Origin of the sequence: Alkalihalophilus marmarensis DSM 21297, assembly GCF_000474275.2 — a bacterium.
Lineage (GTDB): Bacteria > Bacillota > Bacilli > Bacillales > Bacillaceae_D > Alkalihalophilus > Alkalihalophilus marmarensis.
The window spans coordinates 51,390-77,111 of record NZ_ATAE01000056.1; the positions used below are offsets into that span (position 1 = coordinate 51,390).

Sequence of the window (25,722 nt, forward strand, 5' to 3'; positions counted from 1 at the left end):
GTATGGATCGACAAGAGGCAGAAAAGCGTGTACAAACGCTGCGAGAGAAATTAGAAGAGTACGGCTATCACTATTATGTTCTTGACCAGCCGCTTGTAACAGATGCCGAATATGATCAGCTAATGCAAGAGTTGATTGCTCTAGAAGGAGAGCATCCAGAATTAGTGAGTGAGGATTCTCCGTCCGTGCGTGTAGGCGGAGAACCTCTTCCTTTCTTTGAAAAAGTAGAACATCAAATTCCGATGCTCAGTCTTGGAAATGCCTTCAATGATCAAGACCTACGTGATTTTGACCGACGTGTGCGCGAGCGTGTAGGCGATAATGTAACGTATAGCTGCGAACTTAAAATTGATGGATTGGCTGTCTCACTCACGTATGAGAATGGGAAGTTCATCCGCGGAGCAACTCGCGGAGACGGAACCATCGGTGAAGATATTACGAATAACTTAAAAACGATTCCTGCGATTCCTTTAAAGCTGAAGCAAGAAGCAAGTCTTGAAGTGCGCGGAGAGGCGTACATGCCTAAGAAGTCGTTTGAAGCGTTAAATGAAGCGAAAAGCGAGGCGGGGGAAGAGAAATTTGCTAACCCTCGTAACGCAGCGGCAGGATCTTTGCGCCAGTTAGATCCTAAAATTGCAGCGAAAAGGAACTTGTCGATCTTTATTTATGCGATCGGTAACGCAGAAGGCCAAGACCTTCTTTCTCATCACGAAGGCCTCGCTTACCTAAAAGAGCTTGGATTTAAAGTGAATAATGAAAGCAAGCACTGTCCGACAATTGAAGAAGTCATTGAGTATACAAATGAGTGGTTAGATAAACGTGCAGATCTCCCTTATGAAATTGACGGGATTGTCATCAAGGTTGATTCCATCGAACAACAAAAAGAGCTTGGATTTACAGCGAAAAGCCCTAGATGGGCAACTGCGTTTAAATTTCCAGCAGAAGAAGTCGTAACAGTTCTTCGTGATATCGAGCTTAGTGTAGGCAGAACAGGGGTTGTGACACCGACGGCTATTCTTGATCCCGTTGTTGTAGCTGGTACAACAGTTAAGCGCGCATCCTTACATAATGAGGACTTGATCCGTGAGAAGGATGTGAAGCTTGGAGATACGGTGATCGTGAAAAAAGCGGGAGACATTATTCCTGAAGTAGTGAATGTGCTGACGGACCGCCGTGACGGCAAAGAGAGGGACTTCAGCATGCCTACTCATTGCCCGGAATGCGAAAGCGAGCTAGTTCGTTTAGAAGGGGAAGTGGCACTTCGCTGCATTAATCCGGAATGCCCGGCACAAATTCGTGAAGGCTTAATTCATTTTGTTTCAAGACAAGCGATGAATATTGATGGATTGGGAGAAAAGGTCATTGCTCAATTATTTGATCATAAATTAATTCACACCGTCGCAGATCTCTATCAATTAGATCGTTCTGAGCTGTTAAAGCTTGAGCGCATGGGTGAGAAGTCTGTTGATAATTTAATCAAGGCGATCGAAGCTTCAAAAGAGAACTCGCTTGAAAAGCTGTTGTTTGGCCTGGGGATTCGTTTTGTCGGCTCAAAGGCAGCAAAGACGCTTGCGATGAAATTTGAATCAATTGAAGCGATTATCGAAGCAGATGAAGCGGCCCTGGTCGCTGTAAACGAGATCGGCGAGAAAATGGCCGCATCTATTGTGCGCTTTTTTGAAACAGATGAAGTAAAAGAGTTAACCAAACGTTTGCAATCATACGGGGTAAATACGACTTATAAGGGACCTAAGCCAGTTAGTGGTATGGAAGCTGCTGAAAGCCCGTTTGCCAATAAAACGGTTGTATTAACAGGGAAGCTTTATGAGATGACACGTGATGAAGCGAAAGAAAAAATTGAAACACTTGGTGGAAAAGTCACTGGCAGTGTAAGTAAGAAGACTGATATAGTGATTGCAGGCGAAGATGCCGGCTCAAAGAAAAAGAAAGCAGAAGAGCTAGGAATTGAGATTTGGGATGAGGCTGCATTGTTAAAAGAGCTTACGTAGTCTTTTCTAGTGCAGGTGTAGAGGAGGAAAGGTTACAATGGTAAGACGTTTGGGGCTGGTCTCCTTAACGGGACTACTGTTTTTAACGGGTTGTTTCCCGATGTTTCAGCAAGAACCCGATGAAGTCGTTGTAGAAGAATCACAGCAAGAAGAACAGGTGGTAGATATTGTTCCACGTGTGTCAACACCTGAGAATTACTACCAAAGTGTGCTTTATGATGGATCGTATTTACACGGCCAGTCTAGAGGGTTTGGTAATTCAGTTATTTACAACCGTTTGGATTTAGATAATCTAGAAATGGGACTTACGCAAATCGCGAAAGAGCAGTTTGATCCAGAAAACTATTTCTTTCGTGAAGGACAGTTTATTAATAGAAATGAGATTAACAGCTGGTTAATGCGTTATGACCAAGTAGAAAATCAACAAGGGTTAAACCCAGAGCTTGGGGAAGGGGCTACCTTACGTGAACAAGAGGAGAATCAGCCTCGTTATTTATCACATATTTTAGAGCATAATTATTTAGTTAGAAGTGAACAGGGGAATTATGAACTTGGCGGTATCGTTATTGGTCTTTCTATGAACAGTGTTTATAACTTCAGAGTAGAAGATGAGCAAGGCCGCTACTATTTCTATGAAACACCAATCAGCCAGGAGAAAATGGAAGAAGAGGGGCAGCGTATCGCTGACTTAATCGTACAAAGGCTGCGTGACCCTAATCGTGAAGAAGGCTTGTTTGACAGGGTACCGATTACAGTAGCGTTATTCCGCGAGCAGCCTCGTCAATCCACCATTCCAGGAAACTATTTTATGCAGGCAACGGCACAGCCAGGGGAAGGTCTTGAGCGGTGGCAGCGCATGAATGAACGGTATTATTTGTTCCCATCAAGTGCTGCTAATGAAGATGTAAGCAATGATGCAGCTTCTTTCGGTCAAATTAAAGACGATATACAAAGCTTCTTTGATACGTATGTCGGGGTAGTTGGCCGCGGCTACTACGTGGATAATCAATTGCAGGAATTAACGATTGAGGTGCCGCTGCGTTTTCAAGGGAAGGCTGAGATTGTAGCATTAACTCAATATGCAGCAGATGTGATCAACCAGCGTATTAACAATCAAAATGTTAAAGTGAATTTATATGTGACCTCAGTTGGCGGACAGCAAGAAAGTATGGTTGTCCGAAATCCGGGTGAGGAACCATTTATTCATGTATTTGAGTAAATCATATAAATGAATCATTCGAAGACTCCTTATATAAAGGGGTCTTTTTTTACTGTAAAGACACTCTATACCTATTTATTACCATGTAGATAACACATTGAATTCGCTTTCTTAGATAAAGTGTGTCAAATCCTGTGAACAATGAAAAAAAGTATTTATTATTGTCTAAGATCATGATATATTTATGACGTTTGGTGATGGTTGTTCATAGAGATAAGAAGTCTGATGTCTTACCAACGCCAAGCCTGCAAGATAGCGCTTACAAAATAGATGGACAAGCAGGGTGAAAGCCGGTATGATCGATCTTAGGTCATGGCTAAATAATCCTGTTAATATGCCATACTAATTTGTGTGCTCTCATGCAAACATTTATAAGGGGGAAATAAAATGAAAAAGTGGTTACGTACATTATCACTGTCTGTTGCTGCCGCTGTTGCTCTTGCTGCTTGTGGATCAGGTGATACTGCAGAAGAAACACCTGCTGATGGTGGGGATGACTCATCTGAAGAAGCAGTTGAAGCTGGAGATTTTAAAGTAGCAATGGTTACAGATGTTGGGGGAATTGATGATAAATCATTTAACCAATCAGCTTGGGAAGGTTTATCTGCATTTGGTGAAGAGGTTGGACTTGAAGAAGGAACAGGCTACCGTTACCTTCAATCACAAACCATGGATGATTTCGAGCCAAACTTACGTAACTTAGTGCGTGAAGATGCTGACCTTGTATGGGGTATTGGTTTCTTAATGGAAGATGCAATTCGTACAATTGCTGAGCAAGTTGAAGATGCGCAGCTTGCTATTGTAGATACAGTGGTTCTTGATGCTGAAGAAAATACGTATGACAACATTGCTAACGTAACATTTAAAGAGCATGAAGGTTCTTTCCTTGTTGGTGTTATTGCTGGTCTTCAAACAGAAGGCGATAAAGTAGGTTTCATCGGCGGAGTTGAAAGTGGTCTAATCAAGAAGTTCGAAAATGGATTCAAAGCTGGTGTTAAAGCAGTAAACCCAGATGCTGAAATCCTTGTTCAATATGCAGAGAGCTTTAACGATGCATCTCGTGGTTCTCAAATCGCAAACACAATGTACAGCCAAGGCGCTGACATCATTTATCACGCTGCAGGCGGAACTGGTAACGGGTTATTTACAGAAGCAATCAACCGTGCACGTAACGGAGAAAATGTTTGGGCAATCGGTGTTGACCGTGACCAACACGAAGAAGGCGAATACGGCGATGGTCAATCTGTCACTCTTACTTCAATGGTTAAACGTGTAGATACTGCTGTTGCAATCGTTTCTGAGCAAACAATGAACGGAGACTTCCCTGGCGGCGAAATTCTAGAGTATGGTCTTGAAGAAGATGCTGTAGGTATTGCTCCTTCTACAGATAATGTTTCTGAAGAAGCTTTATCTGCTGTTGAAGATTACAAAGGACAAATTCAATCAGGTGATATCAGCGTACCTCAAACAGATGATGAGTACGAAGAATACCTAAACGGCTTAGAATAAGCAACCATATAGTTATACAGAAGCAAAGGCTAGTATTACACTAGCCTTTGTTTTACCTTAAAGAGTCAGATGGTATGAAATGACAATCTCTTAGTACGAAGGGACAATGACGGATTGCTGTTTGCCCAATCCATCATTGCCTCTTTTTTGGCTAAACGATCAAACATGCAATCAGCGATGAACATACCTTCTCTTAAATATGTAAGGAGTGAATCCAATGAGTTATGTTATTGAGATGAATAACATCCGTAAAGAGTTTCCTGGCATTGTAGCCAATGATAATATTACACTCCAGCTTAAAAAGGGTGAGATTCATGCCTTACTTGGTGAAAATGGAGCTGGGAAATCAACACTAATGAACGTGCTGTTCGGCTTATATCAACCTGAGCGCGGGGAAATTCGCGTACATGGTGAAAAAGTTGAAATTACAGACCCTAACATTGCCAATCGTCTTGGAATTGGAATGGTGCATCAGCACTTTATGTTAGTAGATAAATTTACAGTTACTGAAAATATTGTAATGGGAAATGAACCGACTAAATTTGGAGTCGTTAATATTAAAAAGGCTGCAAAAGAAGTTAAAGCGATCTCAGAGCGTTATGGTCTTTCGGTCGATCCTCATGCGAAGATTGAAGACATTTCAGTCGGGATGCAGCAGCGTGTAGAGATTTTGAAGACGCTGTACCGCGGCGCTGATATTCTTATATTTGATGAACCGACAGCTGTACTGACCCCTCAAGAAATACAAGAGCTGATTGGAATTATGAAGACCCTTGTAGCAGAAGGGAAGTCAATTATTTTAATTACTCATAAGCTTAAAGAAATCATGGCTGTATGTGATCGTTGTACGGTTATCCGCCGTGGTAAGGGGATCGGAACAGTTGAAGTAAGCGAAACAGACCAGGACAAGCTTGCTGCTATGATGGTAGGACGCGAAGTTAATTTTAAAGTGGATAAAACACCAGCAGTCCCTAAAGAAACAGTGCTTTCTGTTACAGACTTAACCGTTAAAGATTCACGCGGTGTGGATGCTGTAAAATCCCTTAACCTTGAAATCAAAGCTGGAGAGATTGTCGGTCTTGCCGGGGTAGACGGAAACGGGCAATCTGAATTTATTGAAGCCATTGCGGGCTTGCGTAAAGCCGATAAAGGCTCAATCAAATTGAACAACAAAGAGTTAGTTGGCCTAAGACCACGTAAGGTAACAGAGTCTGGAATCGGGCATATTCCTGAAGATCGCCATAAGCACGGGTTAGTCCTTGATTTTGCGATTGGTGAAAATATTGTTTTGCAAACGTATTACCAAAAGCCTTACTCAAAAAATACCGTATTAAATTATCCAGAAATTTATAAGAAGGCGAAAGAATTAATTGAAGATTTTGATGTTAGAACGCCTTCAGAATATACACCAGCACGTGCGCTTTCTGGCGGTAATCAGCAAAAGGCAATTATTGCTCGTGAAGTAGACCGTTCACCTGACTTCTTAATTGCTGCACAGCCGACACGCGGTCTTGACGTAGGGGCAATCGAGTCCATTCATAAGCGGCTGATCTCAGAACGCGATAAGGGACGTGGAGTCTTATTAATGTCACTTGAGTTAGATGAAGTCCTAAATGTGAGTGACCGTATTGCGGTTATGTATGAAGGGCAGATCGTCGCGATTGTTGATGCAGATAAAACAAATGAGAAAGAGCTCGGGCTGCTTATGGCAGGCGGGAAGAAAGAGAAAGCGGGTGAAGCACAGTGATGTCGAAGTTGCTTCCTAAAGGAAGGTTATTGTCATGGTCTGTCCCTTTGATTGCCGTTTTTCTAGGTATTTTTATTGGGGCAATCATTATGTTAGTAAGTGGTTACAATCCTATTACGGGCTACTCAGCACTAGTTAGAGGGATCTTCAGCGATACGTATTATCTTGGTGAAACGATTCGTATGATGACACCGCTCATTCTGGCAGGTTTAGCAGTAGCATTTGCCTTTAGAACTGGATTACTAAATATAGGAGTTGAAGGTCAGCTGATTGTCGGATGGCTGGCATCTGTCTATGTAGGGATTGCTTTTGATCTGCCGGCGGTGCTTCACCTGCCAATGGCGATTTTAGCTGGGGCGCTTGCTGGTGCACTTTGGGGCTTTATTCCAGGTTTGCTTAAAGCTAAATTTCAAGTGCATGAAGTTATTGTTACAATCATGATGAACTATATTGCGCTTTATACAGCGAATGCTATTATTCGTTCTTATTTAATTGTACCGGGTGAGAGAACTGAGTCGATTAATCAGTCTGCTTCTCTTTCCTCTCCATTTTTACAATCACTAACAGACTTCTCGCGTTTGCACTGGGGATTCGTTGTTGCGATCTTAGCGTGTGTGATCATGTGGTTTATTTTATGGAGAACTACAAAAGGATACGAACTGCGTGCGGTTGGACTTAACCAACATGCCTCCCAATATGCGGGGATGAATGTTCAACGCAATATTATTTTATCCATGCTGATCAGCGGTGGGTTCGCTGGTGTGGCTGGAGCTATGGAAGGACTTGGAACATACGGCTACATGAGTATCTTATCCGGCTTCTCAGGCTTAGGGTTTGACGGAATCGCTGTTGCCCTTCTTGGTGCAAATACAGCAATTGGTGTAGTACTTGCTTCCTTCTTGTTCGGTGGATTAAAAATTGGTGCCTTAAACATGCAATCACAGGCTGGTGTACCAACAGAGTTAGTTGAAATTGTTATTGCCTTAATTATTTTCTTTGTGGCATCAAGTTACATCATTCGCTGGGTCATGAACCGTGTGAAGAAGGAGGACATCTAATGGATATCATGCAAATTCTTGGGCTTGTAATACCAGCTGCCATTTTTGCAGCAGCCCCGCTTATTTTAACTGCATTAGGTGGACTATTCAGTGAGCGTGCGGGTGTTGTAAACATCGGTCTTGAAGGGCTGATGGTGATGGGGGCTTTCACAGCCATTATTACGACGTTAACGTTAGAAGGGATGGGAATGGGCGGCCCAGTCGTTATTCTCCTTGCCTTAGTTATTTCGATTTTAATTGGGTCGCTTTTCTCATTATTTCATGCAGTTGCATCCATTACATTCCGTGCGGACCAGATTGTCAGCGGGGTTGCACTGAACTTCCTTGCTGTAGGGTTAACGGTATTTATTGTTCGACTTCTTTATAACAAAGGACAAACGGATTATATTTCTAACCGTATTTACAGAATGGATGTCCCGCTTTTAAGTGATATTCCGTTTATTGGACCACTATTCTTCTCGAGTGCATATATGACTTCGTATGTCGCGATTCTTTTAGCGGTCATTGTGTATTTCGTTATTTTCTACACACCATTCGGTCTTCGCTTACGTTCTGTAGGTGAGCACCCGATGGCAGCTGACACGATGGGGATTAATGTCAATCGTATGCGTTATATCGGTGTTATGCTAAGTGGTGCATTTGCAGGACTTGGAGGAGCAGTATTTGCTTTAACGGTTACAGGTAACTTCTCAGGAACGACCATCGTTGGACAAGGCTTTATGGCGTTGGCAGCTTTAATCTTTGGTAAGTGGAATCCGCTTGGAGCACTTGGAGCGGCGTTATTCTTTGGTCTTGCTCAAGCTTTAAGTATTACTGGTCAGCAAATTCCTTTACTATCTGATGTTCCGCCAGTATTCTTATTGATTGCGCCTTACGTGTTAACGATCTTAGCTCTTGCTGGATTTGTTGGACGTGCTGAAGGACCAAAAGCGATTGGTAAACCGTATATTAAAGGATCCAGATAAGTGATTTAGGCCTGCCTTTTAAAAGGCGGGTCTTTTTTATAGCTTTTTTTATTAAGCAAAGGTTTTAGATATGAAAAACCTGCGGAATAAAGCCTGATAAAAGAGGAAAAATAAGCTACAGCCTCGAATTATAATTGACAGCTTCTGTAGGATAATGGGAAATACTATAAGTCCTTTATCCTAATAAAGAAATTAATGATCATTTATTTTCATGAATATATATGTCTATATAGTGGATAAAACGGTTACATAAACGGTAATATTGTATATTTATACATTTGGAGATTTTAAAAATAAAGAACTGAATGTTCTGAATAGGATATTGTGTTATGATTGCTTTCGGAAATGCTGGTATGACCTTTGCGGATTGTCAGCAGACGGGGCATGAACAAAATAATAAATGCATATTCATTGTATAAATGCTATTTATTAGAATGGAGGTGATTGGATGGATTACGGATTAACAACAGCTACTTGGTTGCTTTTGTATATCCCCATGCCATTATTAATTTTGTTTTCATTGGTTTCGTTACTGAATAGAAGGAGAGGATAACGGTGGAATTAGCTACGATTATTACATTTATCGTGTATTTAGTTGGTATGCTCGTTATTGGTTTAATAGCATACAAAATGACAAGCAATTTATCAGATTATGTTTTAGGTGGTCGTCGATTAGGCGGAAGTGTTGCTGCACTTAGTGCGGGGGCATCTGATATGAGTAGTTGGCTATTACTAGGTCTACCGGGCGCTATGTATGTTGGTGGTATGAGTGAAATATGGCTCGCGGTTGGTTTAGCAGTTGGTGCATATTTAAATTGGCAGTTTATGGCGGCACGTCTTCGTAAGTACACAATGGTTGCGAATGATTCCATTACTCTACCAGATTTCTTAGAGCATCGTTTTAAAGATAACTCTAAGTCGCTTCGTATTATTTCAGCACTCGTTATTTTAGTATTCTTCGCTTTCTACACTTCTTCAGGACTTGTAGGAGGGGCATTGTTATTTGAATCATCATTTGGAATGACGTATACTCAAGCACTTTGGATTGGTGCCATTGTTATTATTTCTTACACATTCCTTGGTGGTTTCTTAGCAGTCAGCTGGACAGACTTTTTCCAAGGGATCTTAATGTTCTTAGCATTAGTCATTGTTCCGATTGTCGCTATTTCTGAGATGGGCGGCTGGAATGAAACAGTTAATGCGGTAGGTGCCATTGATCCATCTTATCTTGATGCCTTTACAGGAGTTGGAATCATCTCGATTCTATCACTTCTTGCTTGGGGACTTGGTTACTTTGGCCAGCCTCATATTGTAACTCGCTTTATGGCGGTTAAATCCGTCGATGAGATTCCTAAAGCTCGTTTTGTAGGGATGACATGGATGGTACTTGCACTATTTGGTGCAATTTTCACTGGATTTATCGGTATTGCATACTTCTCTGTTAATGGTCCTGCTGGTGCAGCGATCGGAGAAGGAGCTCATGAGACGGTGTTTATCTTATTTACGCAAATTCTATTTAATCCATGGGTTTCTGGATTCCTGCTTGCAGCGATTCTATCTGCAATTATGTCAACGATTGACTCACAGCTGCTTGTATCATCAAGTGCGCTTGCTGAGGATGTCTATAAAGGCTTCCTACGTAAAGATGCATCTCAAACGGAGTTAGTTTGGGTCGGCCGTATCGGGGTCGTTGTGATTGCTTTAATCGCGATTGCATTAGCTTACAATCCTGAAAGCTCTGTTCTTGAGCTGGTAGGATATGCGTGGGCTGGTTTCGGTGCTGCATTCGGTCCGGTTCTGCTTCTTGCATTGTTCTGGAAACGTATGACGCGTAACGGAGCACTTGCCGGTATGATTGTCGGTGGTGTGACTGTTATCGTTTGGGCAGAACTTGATCGCTGGTTTGGCTTAAGTGCTGATCAGTTCCCAATCCTAGGTCTATATGAAATCATCCCAGGTTTCATTTTTGCGTGGGTTGCAGCAATGGTCTTCAGTATCCTTGATAAAGAGCCATCTGAAGAGATTCAAGCTGAATTTGATCAAGTAAATGAAGAATTAAAATAGTAGAATGACGAGAGGGTTGATCCAATGCAGATCAGCCCTCTTTTTTATTATCTAAATATAGTATATGAAGCTCCTTTAAAGTAATAAAGAGGCATTGATACTATTGGGCTCTGTTGCCTATAGGTATGTAATTTGGTATCATTATGAATATTGTCTACATGCACGAAAACTTAGTGGAGGTGATTGAGATGTCACGAATCTCAACGGATGAAGTAAAGCACGTTGCTAACCTAGCAAGGCTCGCGATTACTGAAGAAGAAGCGGAAATGTTTCAAGGACAGCTTGATGCTATTATCACATTTGCAGAACAGCTGAATGAACTCGATACAACAGGAGTAGAACCTACTTCTCACGTTCTTGATATGAAGAATGTATTACGCGAAGATAAGCCAGCTGAAGGATTGCCAATTAAAGATGTACTTAAAAATGCACCAGATCATGAAGATGGCCACATTAGAGTGCCGTCTATTATGGATTAGCAGGGAGGGTTCGCTTCATGTCATTATTTGATCATAAAATGAAAGATTTACATACGATGCTTCACAATAAAGAAGTCAAAGTTTCAGAGCTTGTTGACGAGTCGTACAAGCGTATTGCCCAAGTCGATGACAAAGTAGGTGCTTTTTTAGCGTTAGATGAGGAAAAAGCTCGTGCCTATGCAAAAGAGCTCGATGAGGCACTAGGAACGGAAACATCTCGTGGTTTATTATTCGGTATGCCGATCGGGGTTAAGGATAATATCGTCACAAGAGATTTACGTACGACTTGCTCAAGCCGTATATTGGAAAATTTTGATCCAATCTATGATGCAACGGTTGTTCAGAAGCTAAGAGACGCGCAGTCTGTAACGATCGGTAAGTTAAACATGGATGAATTTGCAATGGGCTCATCAACAGAGAACTCAGCTTATAAAGAAACGAAAAATCCATGGAATCTTGACTACGTACCAGGCGGGTCAAGCGGTGGTTCCGCTGCAGCTGTAGCAGCAGGCGAAGTTCCTTTTACACTAGGTTCTGATACGGGCGGTTCGATTCGTCAGCCGGCAGCCTATTGCGGAGTCGTTGGATTAAAGCCTACATATGGACGAGTTTCACGATTTGGATTAGTAGCATTCGCTTCATCACTTGATCAAATCGGTCCTGTCACTCGTAATGTTGAAGATAATGCCTACTTACTGCAAGCAATATCAGGTGTCGATCCAATGGACGGCACATCTGCTCCAGTTGATGTACCTGACTTTTTATCAGCTCTTACAGGAGATGTTAAAGGGCTTAAAATTGCTGTGCCTAAAGAGTATTTAGGCGAGGGCGTAGATGAAAACGTCAAGCAGTCTGTTCTTGATTCCTTGAAAGTTCTTGAAGCCCAAGGTGCAACATGGGAAGAGGTATCCCTTCCGCACTCTAAATACGCTCTTGCAACGTATTACTTACTCTCTTCATCAGAGGCGTCAGCGAACCTTTCTCGTTTTGACGGGGTACGTTATGGCTACCGTACCGATAATGCCGATAACTTAATTGAAATGTATAAACAAACACGAGCAGAAGGCTTCGGTAACGAGGTGAAGCGCCGTATCATGCTTGGAACCTTTGCTCTAAGCTCTGGATACTATGATGCTTACTACAAAAAAGCTCAGCAGGTTCGTACGTTAATCAAGCAGGACTTTGATAAAATATTTGAAAATTATGATGTTATTATTGGGCCGACAACACCGACGCCTGCTTTCAAGATCGGTGAGAAAACAGACGATCCATTAACGATGTATGCCAACGATATTTTAACGATCCCAGTAAACTTAGCAGGTGTACCTGGTATCTCTGTGCCTTGTGGCTTCCAAAACGGTCTTCCTTTGGGCCTTCAAATTATTGGAAAGCACTTTGATGAGAGCACAATCTACCGTGTGGCGCATGTGTTTGAACAAGCAACGGACTATCATACAAAGAAACCAACATTGTAAGGGGTGAGATCAGCGATGAATTTTGAAACAATAATTGGTCTTGAAGTACACGTAGAATTAAAAACAGAATCAAAAATTTTCTCATCAAGCCCGAACCACTTCGGTTCAGAACCTAACACAAATACAAGTGTTATCGACCTAGGCTATCCTGGCGTGCTGCCTGTGTTAAATAAACGCGCAGTAGAGTATGCGATGAAAGCAGCAATGGCCCTGAATTGTGAAGTGGCAACGGATACGAAATTTGACCGTAAAAACTACTTCTACCCAGATAATCCGAAAGCCTATCAGATTTCACAATTTGATAAGCCGATTGGGGAGAACGGATATATTGATATCGAAGTAGACGGCAAAACAAAGCGTATCGGAATTACGAGACTGCACTTAGAAGAAGATGCTGGTAAGCTGACTCACTCGGGCAGCTATTCGCTTTGTGACTATAACCGTCAAGGAACACCTTTAATTGAAATTGTATCTGAGCCGGACATCCGCACCCCAGAAGAAGCATATGCGTACTTAGAAAAGCTGAAGTCCATTATTCAATATACAAGCGTATCTGATTGTAAAATGGAAGAGGGTTCTCTGCGTTGTGACGCCAATATCTCTCTGCGCCCGGTAGGACAAGAAAAGTTCGGAACTAAAGCAGAGCTGAAAAACTTAAACTCCTTTAACTTTGTACGCAAAGGGCTGGAGTATGAAGAAAAGCGTCAAGAGCAAGTGCTGCTCTCAGGAGGCATCATCGAGCAGGAAACACGCCGCTTTGACGAAGCAACAGGAAAAACGCTTCTAATGCGTGTGAAGGAAGGATCAGATGACTATCGTTACTTCCCAGAGCCTGACTTGATTCCGCTTTTCATTGATGATGAGTGGAAAGAGCGCATCAGTGCTGAAATTCCAGAGCTTCCTGATGCGAGAAAGAAGCGCTATGTCGAAGAACTTGGATTGCCTGAATATGATGCTGGTGTCTTAACCGTGACGAAAGAAATGGCAGATTTCTTTGAAGCAACGGTTGAACAAGGTGGAGACGCGAAGCTTGCTTCAAACTGGTTGATGGGCTCAGTAAATGAGTACTTAAATGCCGAGCAGAAAGAGCTTGGAGACGTAGCTCTAACTCCAGAAGGTCTTGCGAAAATGATTCAGTTGATCGAGAAAGGCACCATTTCATCTAAGATAGCGAAGAAAGTCTTCAAGGATTTAATCGAAAAAGGCGGAGATCCTGAACAGATCGTTAAAGACAAAGGTCTTGTTCAAATCTCTGATGAAGGCGAGCTTCTTAAGATGGTAACTGAAGTTCTTGATAACAACGATCAATCCGTTGAAGATTTCAAAAACGGAAAAGAACGCGCGATCGGATTCCTAGTCGGCCAAATTATGAAAGCCTCAAAAGGAAAAGCCAACCCGCAAATGGTCAACAAGATCTTATTAGAACAAATTAAAAAGCGCTAATCAGAGCGTTAAATCAAAACGTTAATCTCCTGCAACGGGGACAAGCATAAAGCGAGTGGAGAACCTGTGCGGTTAGCCGCTCGCTTTTTTCTGAGAGGAAGTGGATGAATGATTTACGGCTATATTTTAGTCGGATTGTTAATTATCGTTGGCTGGGTGTATATCATTAAGAAAAATAAACAATAGAAGATAGTTAAGGTGCTTGTCATGGAACTGATATTTTTTCATACAATGTAGGTAAGCAATATTAATTGTCCTTTTCTTCTTAATTAGGTTACAATACAAGCATAAATAAGCTGACAAATAGTGGATTTGAGTAAAGTTAATTTAATTAAAGTAGGGGATCTCAATGAAAAAAGCACGTCTTATCTACAACCCGACGTCTGGACGTGAACAGATTCGTAAAAATTTAGCCTATGTTCTAGAACGTTTAGAGAAGGCAGGGTATGAAACGTCTGCTCATGCCACAACAGGAGAGGGTTGTGCCAAAAGAGCAGCTAAGCTCGCGGCTGAACGGGGAGCTGATCTCGTCATTGCAGCAGGTGGAGACGGGACAATATTTGAAGTGGTAAATGGATTGGCCGAATTAGATGAGCGTCCAATGATCGGTCTGATTCCAGCAGGGACGACCAATGACTTTGCTCGTGCTCTTCATATTCCAAAAGAAATTGAAAAAGCATGCGACGTGCTCTGTGACGGCCATATTGAACCAATTGATATTGGGCGAGTGAATGATAAATATTTTATTAATATCGCAGCTGGCGGAACACTGACTGAACTCACATATGAAGTGCCTAGTAAGATGAAGACAATGGTCGGCCAGCTTGCCTACTACATTAAAGGGCTCGAAAAGCTGCCGCAAATTGCACCAACTCACGTTAAGATTGAATATGACGGAAAGCTGTTTGAAGGAGAAATTATGATGTTTCTCGTTTCCAATACGAATTCTGTCGGAGGGTTTGAGCGTCTCGCACCAAATGCATCTCTGCAGGACGGGATGTTTGACTTTATTGTGGTTAAAAAAATCTCTTTCCCAGAATTTCTGCACCTGACAACGCTGGCGATGCGCGGAGAGCACCTCAATCATCCAAAAGTAATGTATGTACAGGCAAACCGCATTAAAGTACAAGTGGAAAGTGACATGCAGCTGAACCTAGACGGTGAATACGGCGGCGTCCTTCCAGCGGAATTCGTGAACCTCTATCAACATTTTCAGATGCTTACACCGAAAAATCGTAAAAAACGTACGTAATATGTGAAGGCTGCGGGATCCCTGCAGCTTTTTTATGTTGTCGGGATGTGGTTATAGAGGTAATTCGAATGCAAAGAGAATTATTTCGAACAAAGTGGAGAATTTTTCAATCAAGTTTTCAATTAATTCGAACACAAGCCTCATTTTTTCGAACAAATGCATCAAGAATATGGAAATTCACATCCGCGCAGAACTTCCATTTCGTAATCCAATCAAACCATGCTACAATCACAAAAGGAAGAAAAGTGAAAAGGACGGCTATATTATGAGCAAACAACAATTACCAGTTGATAAAAATCAAATCATTGAGGTTCAAATAGAAGATCTCACCCATGACGGAGCAGGTGTCGCGAAAGTAGACGGTTATGCGTTGTTTATTCCAAAGGCGCTGCCAGGGGAGAAGATTAAAGCTAAAGTAGTAAAAGTGAAAAAAGGCTACGGCTTCGCACGAGTGATGGAGACGATTGAAGAAAGCCAGCACCGCACAGAACCGCCATGCCCAATCTACCACCAATGCGGAGGCTGTCAGCTGCAGCATATGAGCTACGAGGCGCAGCTTATGTATAAACAAAAGCAAGTGAAAGATGTACTCGCGCGAATCGGGCAAATGACAGACATCCCAGTTCACCCAACACTCGGCATGAACGATCCATGGCGCTACCGCAATAAAGCGCAAGTGCCGGTAGGAGAAGAGGAAGGCGGACTGATCGCTGGCTTCTATCAAGAGCGCAGCCACCGCATCATTGATATGGATGAATGCTTAATTCAACATCAGGAAAATGATGATGTGGTAAGTAAAGTGAAAGAAATCGCGAAGAAATACGGCATTCGCGGCTATGATGAGGACAAGCATAAAGGAACGCTCCGCCACGTCGTTGCACGCTACGGGAAACAAACTGGAGACATCATGGTTGTGCTTGTCACTAGAGGCAAGGAGCTGCCAAATAAAAAGAACATCATTGAAGAAATTAGAGGGTCGATTCCAAACGTGAAATCGATCGTACAAAACATTAATCCAAAACGCACGAATGTCATCTTCGGTGATCAAACGATTGTCTTATGGGGAGACGAATACATTTATGATTCAATCGGGGATATCCGCTTTGCGATATCTGCCCGCTCATTCTACCAAGTCAACCCGGATCAAACGAAAGTGCTGTATGATAAAGCGTTAGAATACGCAGATTTAAAAGGTGACGAAACTGTGATAGACGCCTATTGCGGCATCGGAACGATTTCACTGTTCCTCGCTCAAAAAGCAAAGCATGTCTACGGCGTGGAAATAGTCCCAGAGGCGATTTCTGATGCTAAGAAAAATGCTGAGATTAACGGCTTTACGAATGTAGACTTTGCAGTAGGTGAAGCAGAAAACGTCATGCCATGGTGGTATGCACAAGGCATCCGTCCAGATGTCATCGTCGTCGACCCGCCGCGCAAAGGCTGTGATGAAAAGCTCCTAGAAACAATTTTAAACATGAAGCCAAAACGCGTTGTATATGTCTCCTGTAATCCAGCAACCCTAGCACGAGATTTGCGAGTGTTAGAAGACGGAGGATATAAGACGAAGGAAGTCCAGCCGGTAGATATGTTCCCTCATTCAACACATGTAGAAACTGTTGCGGTACTAGAAGTAAAGAATTAATTAAAAGAGCCCAAGCTGGGCTCTTTTTTGAGATTGTAGGTTATTTTGGTCTATAGCATGAGGGGGTTCTCTTAAAAGTGATACAGTAGATGAGGTAGATCATACTTTAATGTAAAGAAGAATCCAACTGTGTATTGCTGATAAGAGTCATTGATTAACATAATTGGTCATAAGAATGCGAAAGTAAAAACTGCACCTCCTATTGGGGATAACTATCATGAAACTAAGACAGTAGTTCTTCTGCTTATGTACTACAAATAGGAATAGGTGAATAGTTATGGAGGTCTTAAATCAACAATGGTTAATTACTGAATTGCAAAAAAGAAGGGTTGCACAAGTCAATCGTGTCTTTTTCGCTTCCATTAATGACGACCAAGAACTCCACGTTTCCCTAAAAAATGAACAGCAGCAAATGCCGCCTATTTATAACTAACGGGGTAGGTTACAATTTATTATTTTCAACCTTGTACCAAGATAGGGGGGATAGGAGGGCACTATTAGAGAAACGATTGCTTTTAAGGCAATCGTTTTTCATAATGGATTCCTATTCTGTAACAATGAATTAGATTGTAATGTATATTGGTTGCTCAAATTAAAAAGGATCTACGGTAAGAAAATTACGTTTTATAAAGACAAGACTACTTCGTATAAGCGAATGATAAATTATTACGAATAAAAATTTTATCCTTCAAAATCGTGCACAGAATGTCGGATGTCTAGATTAAATTCCTGCTATTCTATTGATGAAAGGGGGCATATAAATGGATTTGCTTCACGACATGAATACTGCAATGAAGTATATCGAGGAAAACCTTACTCGTGAGATAGACTTTAAGGTGGTGGCAAGGTTAGCTCACTGTTCTGAATATCATTTTAAAAGAATGTTTTCTTTCCTTGCACGGATATCGTTATCAGAATATATACGTCGCAGAAGACTAACATTAGCTGCATTAGAATTTCAAAATCATAACGTAAAAGTAATTGATGTTGCGATGAAATATGGGTACAACTCACCGGACTCTTTTACTAGAGCGTTTCTCAATGTACATGGCATCACACCATCAGAAGCAAGAAAAAACGGTAGGCAATTAAAAGCATATCCACCCATGACCTTTCAATTATCAATAAAAGGAGGAACTGAAATGAATTATCGTATTGTTGAAAAAGAAGGGTTTAACGTGGTTGGTGTTAAGTATGAAGTTATGATGGTTAATGAGATTCTAACACCCACGTACGAAAGTATGATATCAGCTATTAGTGATAATGAAATGAAAGAATTAGAAGCTAGTTCGAATATAGAACCTTATGGTGTCGTTCATGTATCAGTAAATTACTCTGAAAGTAAGGAAGGAAAGGCAACTTTTAATCAATATATTGGAGCCGCTACATCAAAAGAGCCGCTAGAAAAATACTCTGTTTTAGAAGTACCTAGCTTATTGTGGGCAGTCTTTGAAATTGATGGGAACTGGGAGCATGTTGAAGAACAGTGGCAACGCATATACTCAGAGTGGCTACCTTCATCCTTATATGAATTGGCAGAAGGACCAGAAATACTAGCTAGCAAAGACCAAAAAAGTGAGATATGGATCTCTATTAAGGAAAAATAGGTATTTCTTGTTTTTAAGTATAAACATTGAGAGAAGCTTGTGAAACGGCTTCTCTCTATAATTGTTGACCCTTCTGCTTTGTCTCACTTTATTTGTCATAGATAGAACGGATCTGTGACCTGATCTCACGTCCATTTGTTGTTTGAAGAGCAAAAAACTTCGGCGGGGCAGGAATGGAGAAGCGTACATGGGAATGTGACATCTCCATAAGAAGTGTACCGATCTCCTTATGCTGACTATTTTTTATCGTAAGCCAAAATACTCTCTTTTCGTTCGCTGGTGTGCCCCATTGTTCTTTTTCAAGAGATTGGCGGAACAGAAGGAAACCAGCAATCACAAAATCATCCGCTTTCACTTCGGCTGCAGAATAGAAACCTGAATCTTCCACTTGCCGCCAGATAGGTCCCAGCAATTTTTCTGCGTAAATACCGTAGGTAGCATCTTCATACTCTGGGAATAAGGTTTCAAATTCCTCATGGTTGTCTTCAAGGATTCTCCCCCAGTTAGCTTCAACTTCTTCATTCAACGTTTTCTCAAGTTCAGTTATGGTCATGTTCTGCCTCAATAAAGTCATAGATTAATCCCCCTTCTTTTTGATTCTTCCTTATCGTACAACCTTAAAGCAAATTTCAAAGTTTGTTATAATAAATAAGGAAGTCTAGTTAGGTTTAGAGGTCAAACTTTGCAATGAAATTGAAGGAGATCATGTAATGGAGATACTTAAACCTGCCGACATTGCGGCGAAATTAAACGTAAGTACAAACACACTGCGTAACTACGAAGCTAAAGGACTTGTCCCTTCACCAAAACGAACAGCAAGTGGGTACCGTATTTACTCCAGTGTTCATCTTATCTATTTTTCGTGTGTAAAATCACTTTCTGATGGGTTTGGGATGGATGTAGCAGTGAAGGTTATGGAAAGCATAAGGGGTATGAAAATCGATGAAGCTCTTTGGACTCTTAACGACGAGCTGATTCGTAGGGGAGAAGAAAAAAAGTTTGTAATGGAAGCAGTTAAACTAATTGAGTACTCGGAGAAAAATTCTTGTCTCTGGTCGTTAGGGGAAGCAGCTGAAAGAATGAATGTTTCCCGAACAGCCATCAGATATTGGGATAAAGAAGGGTATATACGAGCTATCCGAGATTCGGATAGCGGCTACCGTACATTTGATGGTCTTCAATTGGCTAAAATAAGCCTGCTTAAAGCGATTAATCACCGATTTTATACGGATGAAAATGCAAGGATGAAGGACAGATTCGAGAGAACGGAGGGGACAGAGGCATGTCGAAATCTTGCTTCTGAGGTACTAACTCTGCTAGGTATACGAAATAGAAGACATTTAAAAGCGATGGCCTACGTAGAAAAACTTCTGGAGGTAATTGAATTTGAATAAGCTCGTTGCAAAGGAAATGGAGATGATTTTATGGCGAAAGAAATAATATTAAATCAGACTGTGATTAAGGTGCAGAGTTTCAAAGAAAGGAAAGTAAATAATATCCATGAAATTTCAGTTGTCTTTCACGTTACGAGTGAAGAGTATCATGATATAGCAACGTTACTATATCAAGGGACATTTGATGTAAAAGTACCTGAGAGAGGCTTATCATTTAGAGGAAGCATCGTGCAATATTCTACTTCAATTACAAATTTATACGAAAAAGGGCAAGTTGGGAACTATTCATTAACTTTGCTTGAAAACGCTAAAGAAATGGATGCAGCCATAAAGTGAAGTGGTTGCTTGTTTGACTTAATTAATAGAAGAAATAAATATCACAATTGGTATATGAGTAGGTAAGGAATGACTAGCTAGATTCTATTAGATAACAGAAACAGAAAGGATTAAAGATGACATTACAACAACTAAAATACGTAATTGAAGTAGCAAGATGTCGTTCCATTAACAAGGCTGCACAGAAGCTTTTTATTAGCCAACCCAGTCTTTCAAATGCACTAAAAGAGCTGGAAGAAGAAATCGGAATCACGATTTTTTCACGAACCAATAAGGGAATTGTCGTTACTCATGAGGGCTCGGAATTCTTAGGTTATGCAAGGCAGGTGGCAGAGCAAGCAGCACTTTTAGAAAACCGCTATACTAAAACTTCCTCAAAGCAACAAAGTTTCTCTGTGTCTGCCCAGCATTATGCCTTTGCAGTTAGTGCTTTTGTGAGACTGCTTAAAGAGTATGAGCGAGAGGAGTATGAGTTCACTTTACGAGAAACAAGAACCTATGAAATTATTGATGATGTGAAGAATCTCCGCAGTGAAATCGGTATTTTATACCTGAATGATTTTAATCGAAATGTGGTTCAAAAGTTTTTGAGAGAAGGAAATTTAACGTTTCATGAGCTGTTTATCGCAAAGCCTCATGTTTTCATTAGTTCCACCAATCCACTGTCTGAAAAGGACTTTGTTACATTAGATGACTTGTTTCCTTATCCTTACCTTTCTTATGAGCAGGGGGACTATAATTCTTTTTATTTTTCAGAGGAGATTCTAAGCACGCTTTCGAGGCAAAAAAATATACGGGTGAGTGATCGTGCCACTTTATTTAACTTGCTGATAGGATTAAATGGCTATACCATTTCCACTGGTGTGATCAGTCATAAGTTAAATAGCAAAGATATTATTGCTGTTCCGTTAAGAGTAGAAGAACAGATACATGTCGGTTATATTACTCATAAACATTTGACAACGAGTACGTTAGGCAGGATCTATATTCAATATTTAAAGGAAACCATTGAGGAAGAATTACAGCAGTTATAGCTTCAAGCTATAACAAGGAATAGATTTAATGTCTTACATTATAATAATCTCCCCATGCTACACTTATCCTACATCAAGCATTGAGAATATTAAATCTTTTAGGAAGTGGGAGAATATTCATGAATAAAACTATTGTTCGAGCACCATTTAGAGCTGATCATGTGGGAAGCCTATTAAGACCAGAAAGAATACATACTGCAAGAAAAGATTTCCAAAGTGACAAGATTACCGCTCAAGAACTCCATCAAATTGAAACAGAAGAAATTAAAAGGATCGTTGACAAGCAAATCAAAGTAGGACTCCAAGCTGTAACAGATGGAGAGTTCCGCCGTAGATTTTGGCATACTGATTTCCTTGAGCATTTGAATGGCGTAGAAGGATACGTACCAGACTACGGATTTGCCTTCAAAGGGGAGGAGACAGAAAGATATGATGTACGTGTTACTGGAAAAGTCTCATTTAACCCAAACCATCCTCATATTAAAGACTTTATCGAATTTAAAGAAGTGGTGGGGGGACGTGCTGTCGCAAAATTAACTATACCAAGTCCAAACCAAATGTTTAACGCAGGCATCCGCAATGTAGACATTTATCCAGATATCGAAGAATATACAAAGGATATTATTCAAACCTATCGCGAGGCAATTAAAGCCTTTTATGAAGCCGGATGTCGGTATTTACAATTAGATGATGTTTATATTGCTGGACTGAACGCATCAGAAATTCCGTTTAATGACAGCGGGTATTCACGTGAGGAATTAATAGACTTAGCTCTACGTGTTGCAAACGGAGTATTAGAAGACAAACCGGAAGATTTAATCATCACCACACATCTTTGCCGTGGAAACTACCGGTCTAAATGGGCCTTTGAAGGGAGTTATGCACAAATTGCTCCAACCTTATTTGCAAAAGAAAAGGTAAACGGATTTTTCCTCGAATATGATGATGACCGTTCTGGTGACTTTGGTCCGTTGGAATACATTCCAACTGGCGGTCCGCAAGTAGTGCTAGGTGTGTTCACATCAAAACATGGTCAATTAGAAGACAAGGAAACGATTAAAGCTCGTGTTGAAGAGGCTACAAAATATGTGCCACTAGAACAATTATGTATTAGTCCTCAATGTGGCTTTGCCTCAACTCATCATGGAAACACTTTAACAGAGGACGAGCAGTGGACGAAACTTAAATATATAGTAGACATTTCGAAAGAGATTTGGGGATAAGGGTTTTAACAATTTGCATTTTAAATACTAGGTGCATAAGGATTAGGAGGTGAACCAGATAGTATTGGTTCATCTTTTTTATGCAGGGTTAATGATATAAGTATTAGGATAGTACAAACTGGTTCATAGTGGATATAATAACTAAGTAATCTAACTTAAATTTGAAACGTCTATATAAAAAGGAGAAGAACATGGACATTATTGATAAGTTAAAACTGGATAAATATCAAAATATGACCGTGCTACTTCAACCAAATGATTATGACTTGTTTAGAGGGATTTAATTCGGAAGTATCAGGAAAGCACGATGCTATCTTCATCTTTGTTGAAACCATTGAAGAAATAGTAAATCAAACTCAAAAAATACTTAATGAGCAAAACTTAATAGATAAAGGATATTTATTATTTGCTTATCCGAAAAAAGGAAACAAGAGATATAGTACGTTTGTTCATAGAGATGAAATTTTTCCCGCATTGAAAGTAGGGGAAGATGGATATGTGAAAAATAGTGATTTGAAATTTTCGCGAATGGTAAGTATGGATCACGTCACAGTGGTGGGATTAACGTATGAAAAGAAGCGACTTAAAAAATCATCCTCTGCAAGTCAGTGTGTTGCAGATTATGAGGAGAATATTAAAGAGGTAGAAAAGCTATTAACCATGCATCCAAATGAACTTAAGTTTTATCAGAACCTAACTCCAGGTTACCAAAGGGAGTGGGCTCGCTACATCTTTTCTGCTAAGCAACAAAAAACTCGTGATAAACGCCACCTCCAAATGGTTGATATCTTATCTCAAGGATATAAGTCGATTGATTTGTTTCGACAAAAGAAGTAATTTACTGTAATGATATAACATAAAGTTACAGATGGAGTGCTGAGGTCACTCCTTTTTTACTGAAAGAAACTCAGTTTTCTAAAGGAAAGGAAATTTCTTTTTCCTTGTTTATCATCATATAGAAGTAATGGATTGATGAACATAAAAATACAAGACTGGTAATAACTTGAACATTCCTTTTTCTGTTTGATAAAACATGCATAAGCATGGTATAAATTTAAAAGAACCTGGGACATTCTCCTTTTATTTTTGGATAACGGGCAGGTCTGATATTCCATCATGAGAGAATTTGATTATAGATATGGATGTGAAGTAAAAATGGATCTTAATACTAATAAAGATTTAACTATAAATAAAAAAGATAATTTTTGGGCTGGTTTACCGCGTCCGTTCTTCATATTGGCACCAATGGAAGAAGTAACAGACGTTGTTTTTCGCCATGTTGTAAGTGAAGCGGCTAGACCTGATGTGTTTTTCACAGAGTTTACAAACAGTGAAAGTTATTGTCACCCGGACGGGATGAAAAGTGTTCGTGGGCGTTTAACTTTTACAGAGGATGAACAGCCGATTGTCGCTCATATATGGGGGGACAAGCCTGAATATTTTCGTCAAATGAGTATTGGAATGGCGGAACTTGGCTTTAAAGGTCTGGATATCAATATGGGCTGTCCAGTTCCTAATGTGGTACAGAATGGGAAGGGAAGCGGTCTGATTCGCCGTCCTGAAGTTGCAGCTGAACTAATCCAGGCAGCAAAAGCAGGGGGATTGCCTGTAAGTGTAAAAACAAGGATTGGCTTCGCTGAGGTAGACGAATGGCAGGACTGGCTGACTCACATTCTTAAGCAAGATATTGTGAACCTTTCTATTCATCTGCGTACAAGAAATGAAATGAGTAAAGTAGATGCTCATTGGGAGTTGATCCCAGAGATTAAAAAACTGCGTGACGAAGTGGCACCACATACGCTTTTAACAATCAATGGAGATATCCCTGACCGTCAAACCGGGTTAAAGCTTGTGGAGCAATATGGGGTTGATGGAGTGATGATTGGCCGTGGTATTTTCCATAATCCATTTGCCTTTGAAAAGGAGCCGAAAGACCATAGCAGTAAGGAGTTACTTGATCTCTTAAGATTGCATCTAGATCTCTATGATAAATATTCACATTTAGAGGTGCGTCCGTTCAAAGCCCTTCATCGCTTTTTCAAGATCTATGTCAAAGGATTTAGAGGTGCGGGTCAATTAAGAAATGAACTAATGAACACTAAGTCAACAGATGAAGTTCGCGAATGGCTTAATCAATTTGAGGCAACGAATTTTGAGGAAATGAAGGAAGAGTAGAAAGTCACATTCAAGTGAATAAAAAGCAGAAAGAGTCTTTCAAATGAAAAGGCTCTTTTTTATGGAAAAGGTAGAAGAATAGTCAGTTATTTATTGGATATTTATGTTAAAATAGTAAGGTGTTGTTTGTTGTATTTAGTATTAGAAAGGATGATGGAACGTGTCTGTTTTCCAATGGCTCGACCAATGGTTAGCTAGTGACCCAACAAATTTTAATTTGTTTATGATAATCTCAACAATCATTGCACTTTCTTCAGTCATTGTCCTGACAGTAATGACTAAAAAGATAGGCAGTGAGCACTTACATATCAAATTAAAGATCGATCGGGCGATGTTTGTATCCTTACTTATTTTAATTACCGGATTTGTCCTTTTTGTCCCTGTTGAAATGATTTTCTATAAACAATATGTAGGCTTGATGGTAGTCATTTCTATTCTTGTAGGTGCGGTCGTCAGCAGTTATTTCTATTTGAAGCAGAAGACTGTGTAAAGAAATGATGGAGATCTCATTGATCAGACATGGCAAATCACAATTTAATGAAAAGAAGAGAGTAACCTGTGCAGAGTTTGAAAGTTGGGTAGATAACTATAATGCTAGCGGGGTACATAGACAAGCGAATTATCCACCCGAAACACTCCTGAAAATCACCTCGGCCGATGTTTTAATCACCAGTGACTTAAAAAGATCAATTGACTCAGCAGCGATCCTCCACCCAGAAGGAAAAACGATCTCCCATTCTTTGTTTCGCGAAACAGAGCTGCCAACTCTACACGCGAAGCATCTGTCTATTAGATTAAAGCCAAGCACTTGGGCTGTATTTCTAAGGCTTTTATGGTTTGGAGGATATTCAAATGCTTGCGAATCAGTAAGTGAGGCAAAAGGGAGAGCAGAAAAAGCGACAGAACAATTAATTACCTATGCTAAGGAATCTCAATCCGTGGCAATCGTTGGACATGGTTTTTTTAATAGGTTTATCTCTAAGGAATTACAAAGGCAAGGGTGGAAGGGGAAGAAGAAGTCAGGAACAAAGCATTGGAGTTGTACGACGTATACGTGGTCTGAATAATTACCTTGGTGGTATATGGGGGTA

Annotated in this window: 22 protein-coding genes and 1 pseudogene; 22 read left to right on the forward strand and 1 reads right to left on the reverse strand. The window is 40.6% G+C overall.

The window, feature by feature from the left end; all coding sequences use genetic code 11:
- Positions 1-2 precede the first annotated feature (2 nt).
- The 14 genes from ligA to A33I_RS17975 all read left to right on the forward strand — a co-directional run bounded on the left by ligA (position 3) and on the right by A33I_RS17975 (position 18,469).
- A complete protein-coding gene (gene ligA, locus A33I_RS17910; protein ID WP_022629694.1) occupies positions 3-2,009 on the forward strand; it encodes an NAD-dependent DNA ligase LigA in 2,007 nt (668 codons plus the stop codon).
- A gap of 37 nt (positions 2,010-2,046) precedes the next feature.
- The gene (locus A33I_RS17915; RefSeq protein ID WP_022629695.1) at positions 2,047-3,228 is read left to right on the forward strand and encodes a CamS family sex pheromone protein; all 1,182 of its coding nucleotides are present in this window, start codon (positions 2,047-2,049) and stop codon (positions 3,226-3,228) included.
- 387 nt (positions 3,229-3,615) lie between these two features.
- Positions 3,616-4,737, forward strand: coding sequence for a BMP family lipoprotein (locus A33I_RS17920; protein ID WP_012957395.1), 1,122 nt, complete (start codon positions 3,616-3,618; stop codon positions 4,735-4,737).
- A gap of 217 nt (positions 4,738-4,954) precedes the next feature.
- A complete protein-coding gene (locus tag A33I_RS17925; RefSeq protein ID WP_022629696.1) occupies positions 4,955-6,484 on the forward strand; it encodes an ABC transporter ATP-binding protein in 1,530 nt (509 codons plus the stop codon).
- Positions 6,484-7,542 carry an ABC transporter permease gene (locus tag A33I_RS17930; RefSeq protein WP_022629697.1) on the forward strand — a complete coding sequence of 353 codons (1,059 nt, stop codon included), beginning with the start codon at positions 6,484-6,486 and terminating at the stop codon, positions 7,540-7,542. The genes A33I_RS17925 and A33I_RS17930 overlap by 1 nt, the downstream gene beginning before the upstream one ends.
- Entirely contained in the window at positions 7,542-8,507 is a 966-nt protein-coding gene (locus A33I_RS17935; RefSeq protein ID WP_012957398.1) for an ABC transporter permease, read from the forward strand. Before A33I_RS17930 ends, A33I_RS17935 begins: the two co-directional genes overlap by 1 nt.
- A gap of 555 nt (positions 8,508-9,062) precedes the next feature.
- Positions 9,063-10,571, forward strand: a complete 1,509-nt coding sequence (gene putP, locus A33I_RS17940) for a sodium/proline symporter PutP (protein WP_022629698.1) — start codon at positions 9,063-9,065, stop codon at positions 10,569-10,571.
- Between the two features lie 188 nt (positions 10,572-10,759).
- On the forward strand, positions 10,760-11,050 hold the full coding sequence (gene gatC, locus A33I_RS17945; protein WP_012957400.1) for an Asp-tRNA(Asn)/Glu-tRNA(Gln) amidotransferase subunit GatC: 291 nt from the start codon (positions 10,760-10,762) through the stop codon (positions 11,048-11,050).
- 17 nt (positions 11,051-11,067) lie between these two features.
- On the forward strand, positions 11,068-12,525 hold the full coding sequence (gatA, locus tag A33I_RS17950; RefSeq protein ID WP_022629699.1) for an Asp-tRNA(Asn)/Glu-tRNA(Gln) amidotransferase subunit GatA: 1,458 nt from the start codon (positions 11,068-11,070) through the stop codon (positions 12,523-12,525).
- A 15-nt stretch (positions 12,526-12,540) separates the two neighbouring features.
- Positions 12,541-13,968: an Asp-tRNA(Asn)/Glu-tRNA(Gln) amidotransferase subunit GatB gene (gene gatB, locus A33I_RS17955; RefSeq protein ID WP_022629700.1), complete on the forward strand. Its 1,428-nt coding sequence runs from the start codon at positions 12,541-12,543 to the stop codon at positions 13,966-13,968.
- Between the two features lie 349 nt (positions 13,969-14,317).
- Positions 14,318-15,220, forward strand: a complete 903-nt coding sequence (locus A33I_RS17960; protein WP_022629701.1) for a diacylglycerol kinase — start codon at positions 14,318-14,320, stop codon at positions 15,218-15,220.
- A gap of 265 nt (positions 15,221-15,485) precedes the next feature.
- Positions 15,486-16,862 carry a 23S rRNA (uracil(1939)-C(5))-methyltransferase RlmD gene (rlmD, locus tag A33I_RS17970; RefSeq protein ID WP_022629703.1) on the forward strand — a complete coding sequence of 459 codons (1,377 nt, stop codon included), beginning with the start codon at positions 15,486-15,488 and terminating at the stop codon, positions 16,860-16,862.
- Between the two features lie 277 nt (positions 16,863-17,139).
- Entirely contained in the window at positions 17,140-17,295 is a 156-nt protein-coding gene (locus A33I_RS20980; RefSeq protein WP_022629704.1) for a hypothetical protein, read from the forward strand.
- 328 nt (positions 17,296-17,623) lie between these two features.
- A complete protein-coding gene (locus A33I_RS17975; protein WP_022629705.1) occupies positions 17,624-18,469 on the forward strand; it encodes an AraC family transcriptional regulator in 846 nt (281 codons plus the stop codon).
- An 88-nt stretch (positions 18,470-18,557) separates the two neighbouring features.
- Here A33I_RS17975 and A33I_RS17980 read toward each other — a convergent pair whose 3' ends face one another.
- Entirely contained in the window at positions 18,558-19,043 is a 486-nt protein-coding gene (locus A33I_RS17980) for a DUF6022 family protein (protein WP_022629706.1), read from the reverse strand.
- A 136-nt stretch (positions 19,044-19,179) separates the two neighbouring features.
- Here A33I_RS17980 and A33I_RS17985 point away from each other — a divergent pair, with 136 nt between their 5' ends.
- The 8 genes and pseudogenes from A33I_RS17985 to A33I_RS18020 all read left to right on the forward strand — a co-directional run bounded on the left by A33I_RS17985 (position 19,180) and on the right by A33I_RS18020 (position 25,698).
- The gene (locus A33I_RS17985; RefSeq protein WP_022629707.1) at positions 19,180-19,863 is read left to right on the forward strand and encodes a MerR family DNA-binding transcriptional regulator; all 684 of its coding nucleotides are present in this window, start codon (positions 19,180-19,182) and stop codon (positions 19,861-19,863) included.
- Between the two features lie 30 nt (positions 19,864-19,893).
- Positions 19,894-20,199, forward strand: coding sequence for a DUF3219 family protein (locus tag A33I_RS17990; RefSeq protein ID WP_022629708.1), 306 nt, complete (start codon positions 19,894-19,896; stop codon positions 20,197-20,199).
- 116 nt (positions 20,200-20,315) lie between these two features.
- Positions 20,316-21,233, forward strand: a complete 918-nt coding sequence (locus tag A33I_RS17995) for a LysR family transcriptional regulator (protein ID WP_022629709.1) — start codon at positions 20,316-20,318, stop codon at positions 21,231-21,233.
- A gap of 119 nt (positions 21,234-21,352) precedes the next feature.
- Entirely contained in the window at positions 21,353-22,456 is a 1,104-nt protein-coding gene (locus tag A33I_RS18000) for a 5-methyltetrahydropteroyltriglutamate--homocysteine S-methyltransferase (RefSeq protein ID WP_022629710.1), read from the forward strand.
- Positions 22,457-22,647: 191 nt separating this feature from the next.
- Positions 22,648-23,293: pseudogene (locus A33I_RS18005) on the forward strand (YdeI/OmpD-associated family protein).
- 318 nt (positions 23,294-23,611) lie between these two features.
- Entirely contained in the window at positions 23,612-24,631 is a 1,020-nt protein-coding gene (locus tag A33I_RS18010) for a tRNA dihydrouridine synthase (RefSeq protein WP_022629712.1), read from the forward strand.
- A gap of 160 nt (positions 24,632-24,791) precedes the next feature.
- A complete protein-coding gene (locus A33I_RS18015) occupies positions 24,792-25,121 on the forward strand; it encodes a hypothetical protein (protein ID WP_022629713.1) in 330 nt (109 codons plus the stop codon).
- Positions 25,122-25,140: 19 nt separating this feature from the next.
- Positions 25,141-25,698 (forward strand): histidine phosphatase family protein, encoded by a 558-nt coding sequence (locus tag A33I_RS18020; RefSeq protein ID WP_022629714.1) that lies wholly within the window; start codon positions 25,141-25,143, stop codon positions 25,696-25,698.
- Positions 25,699-25,722 lie beyond the last annotated feature (24 nt).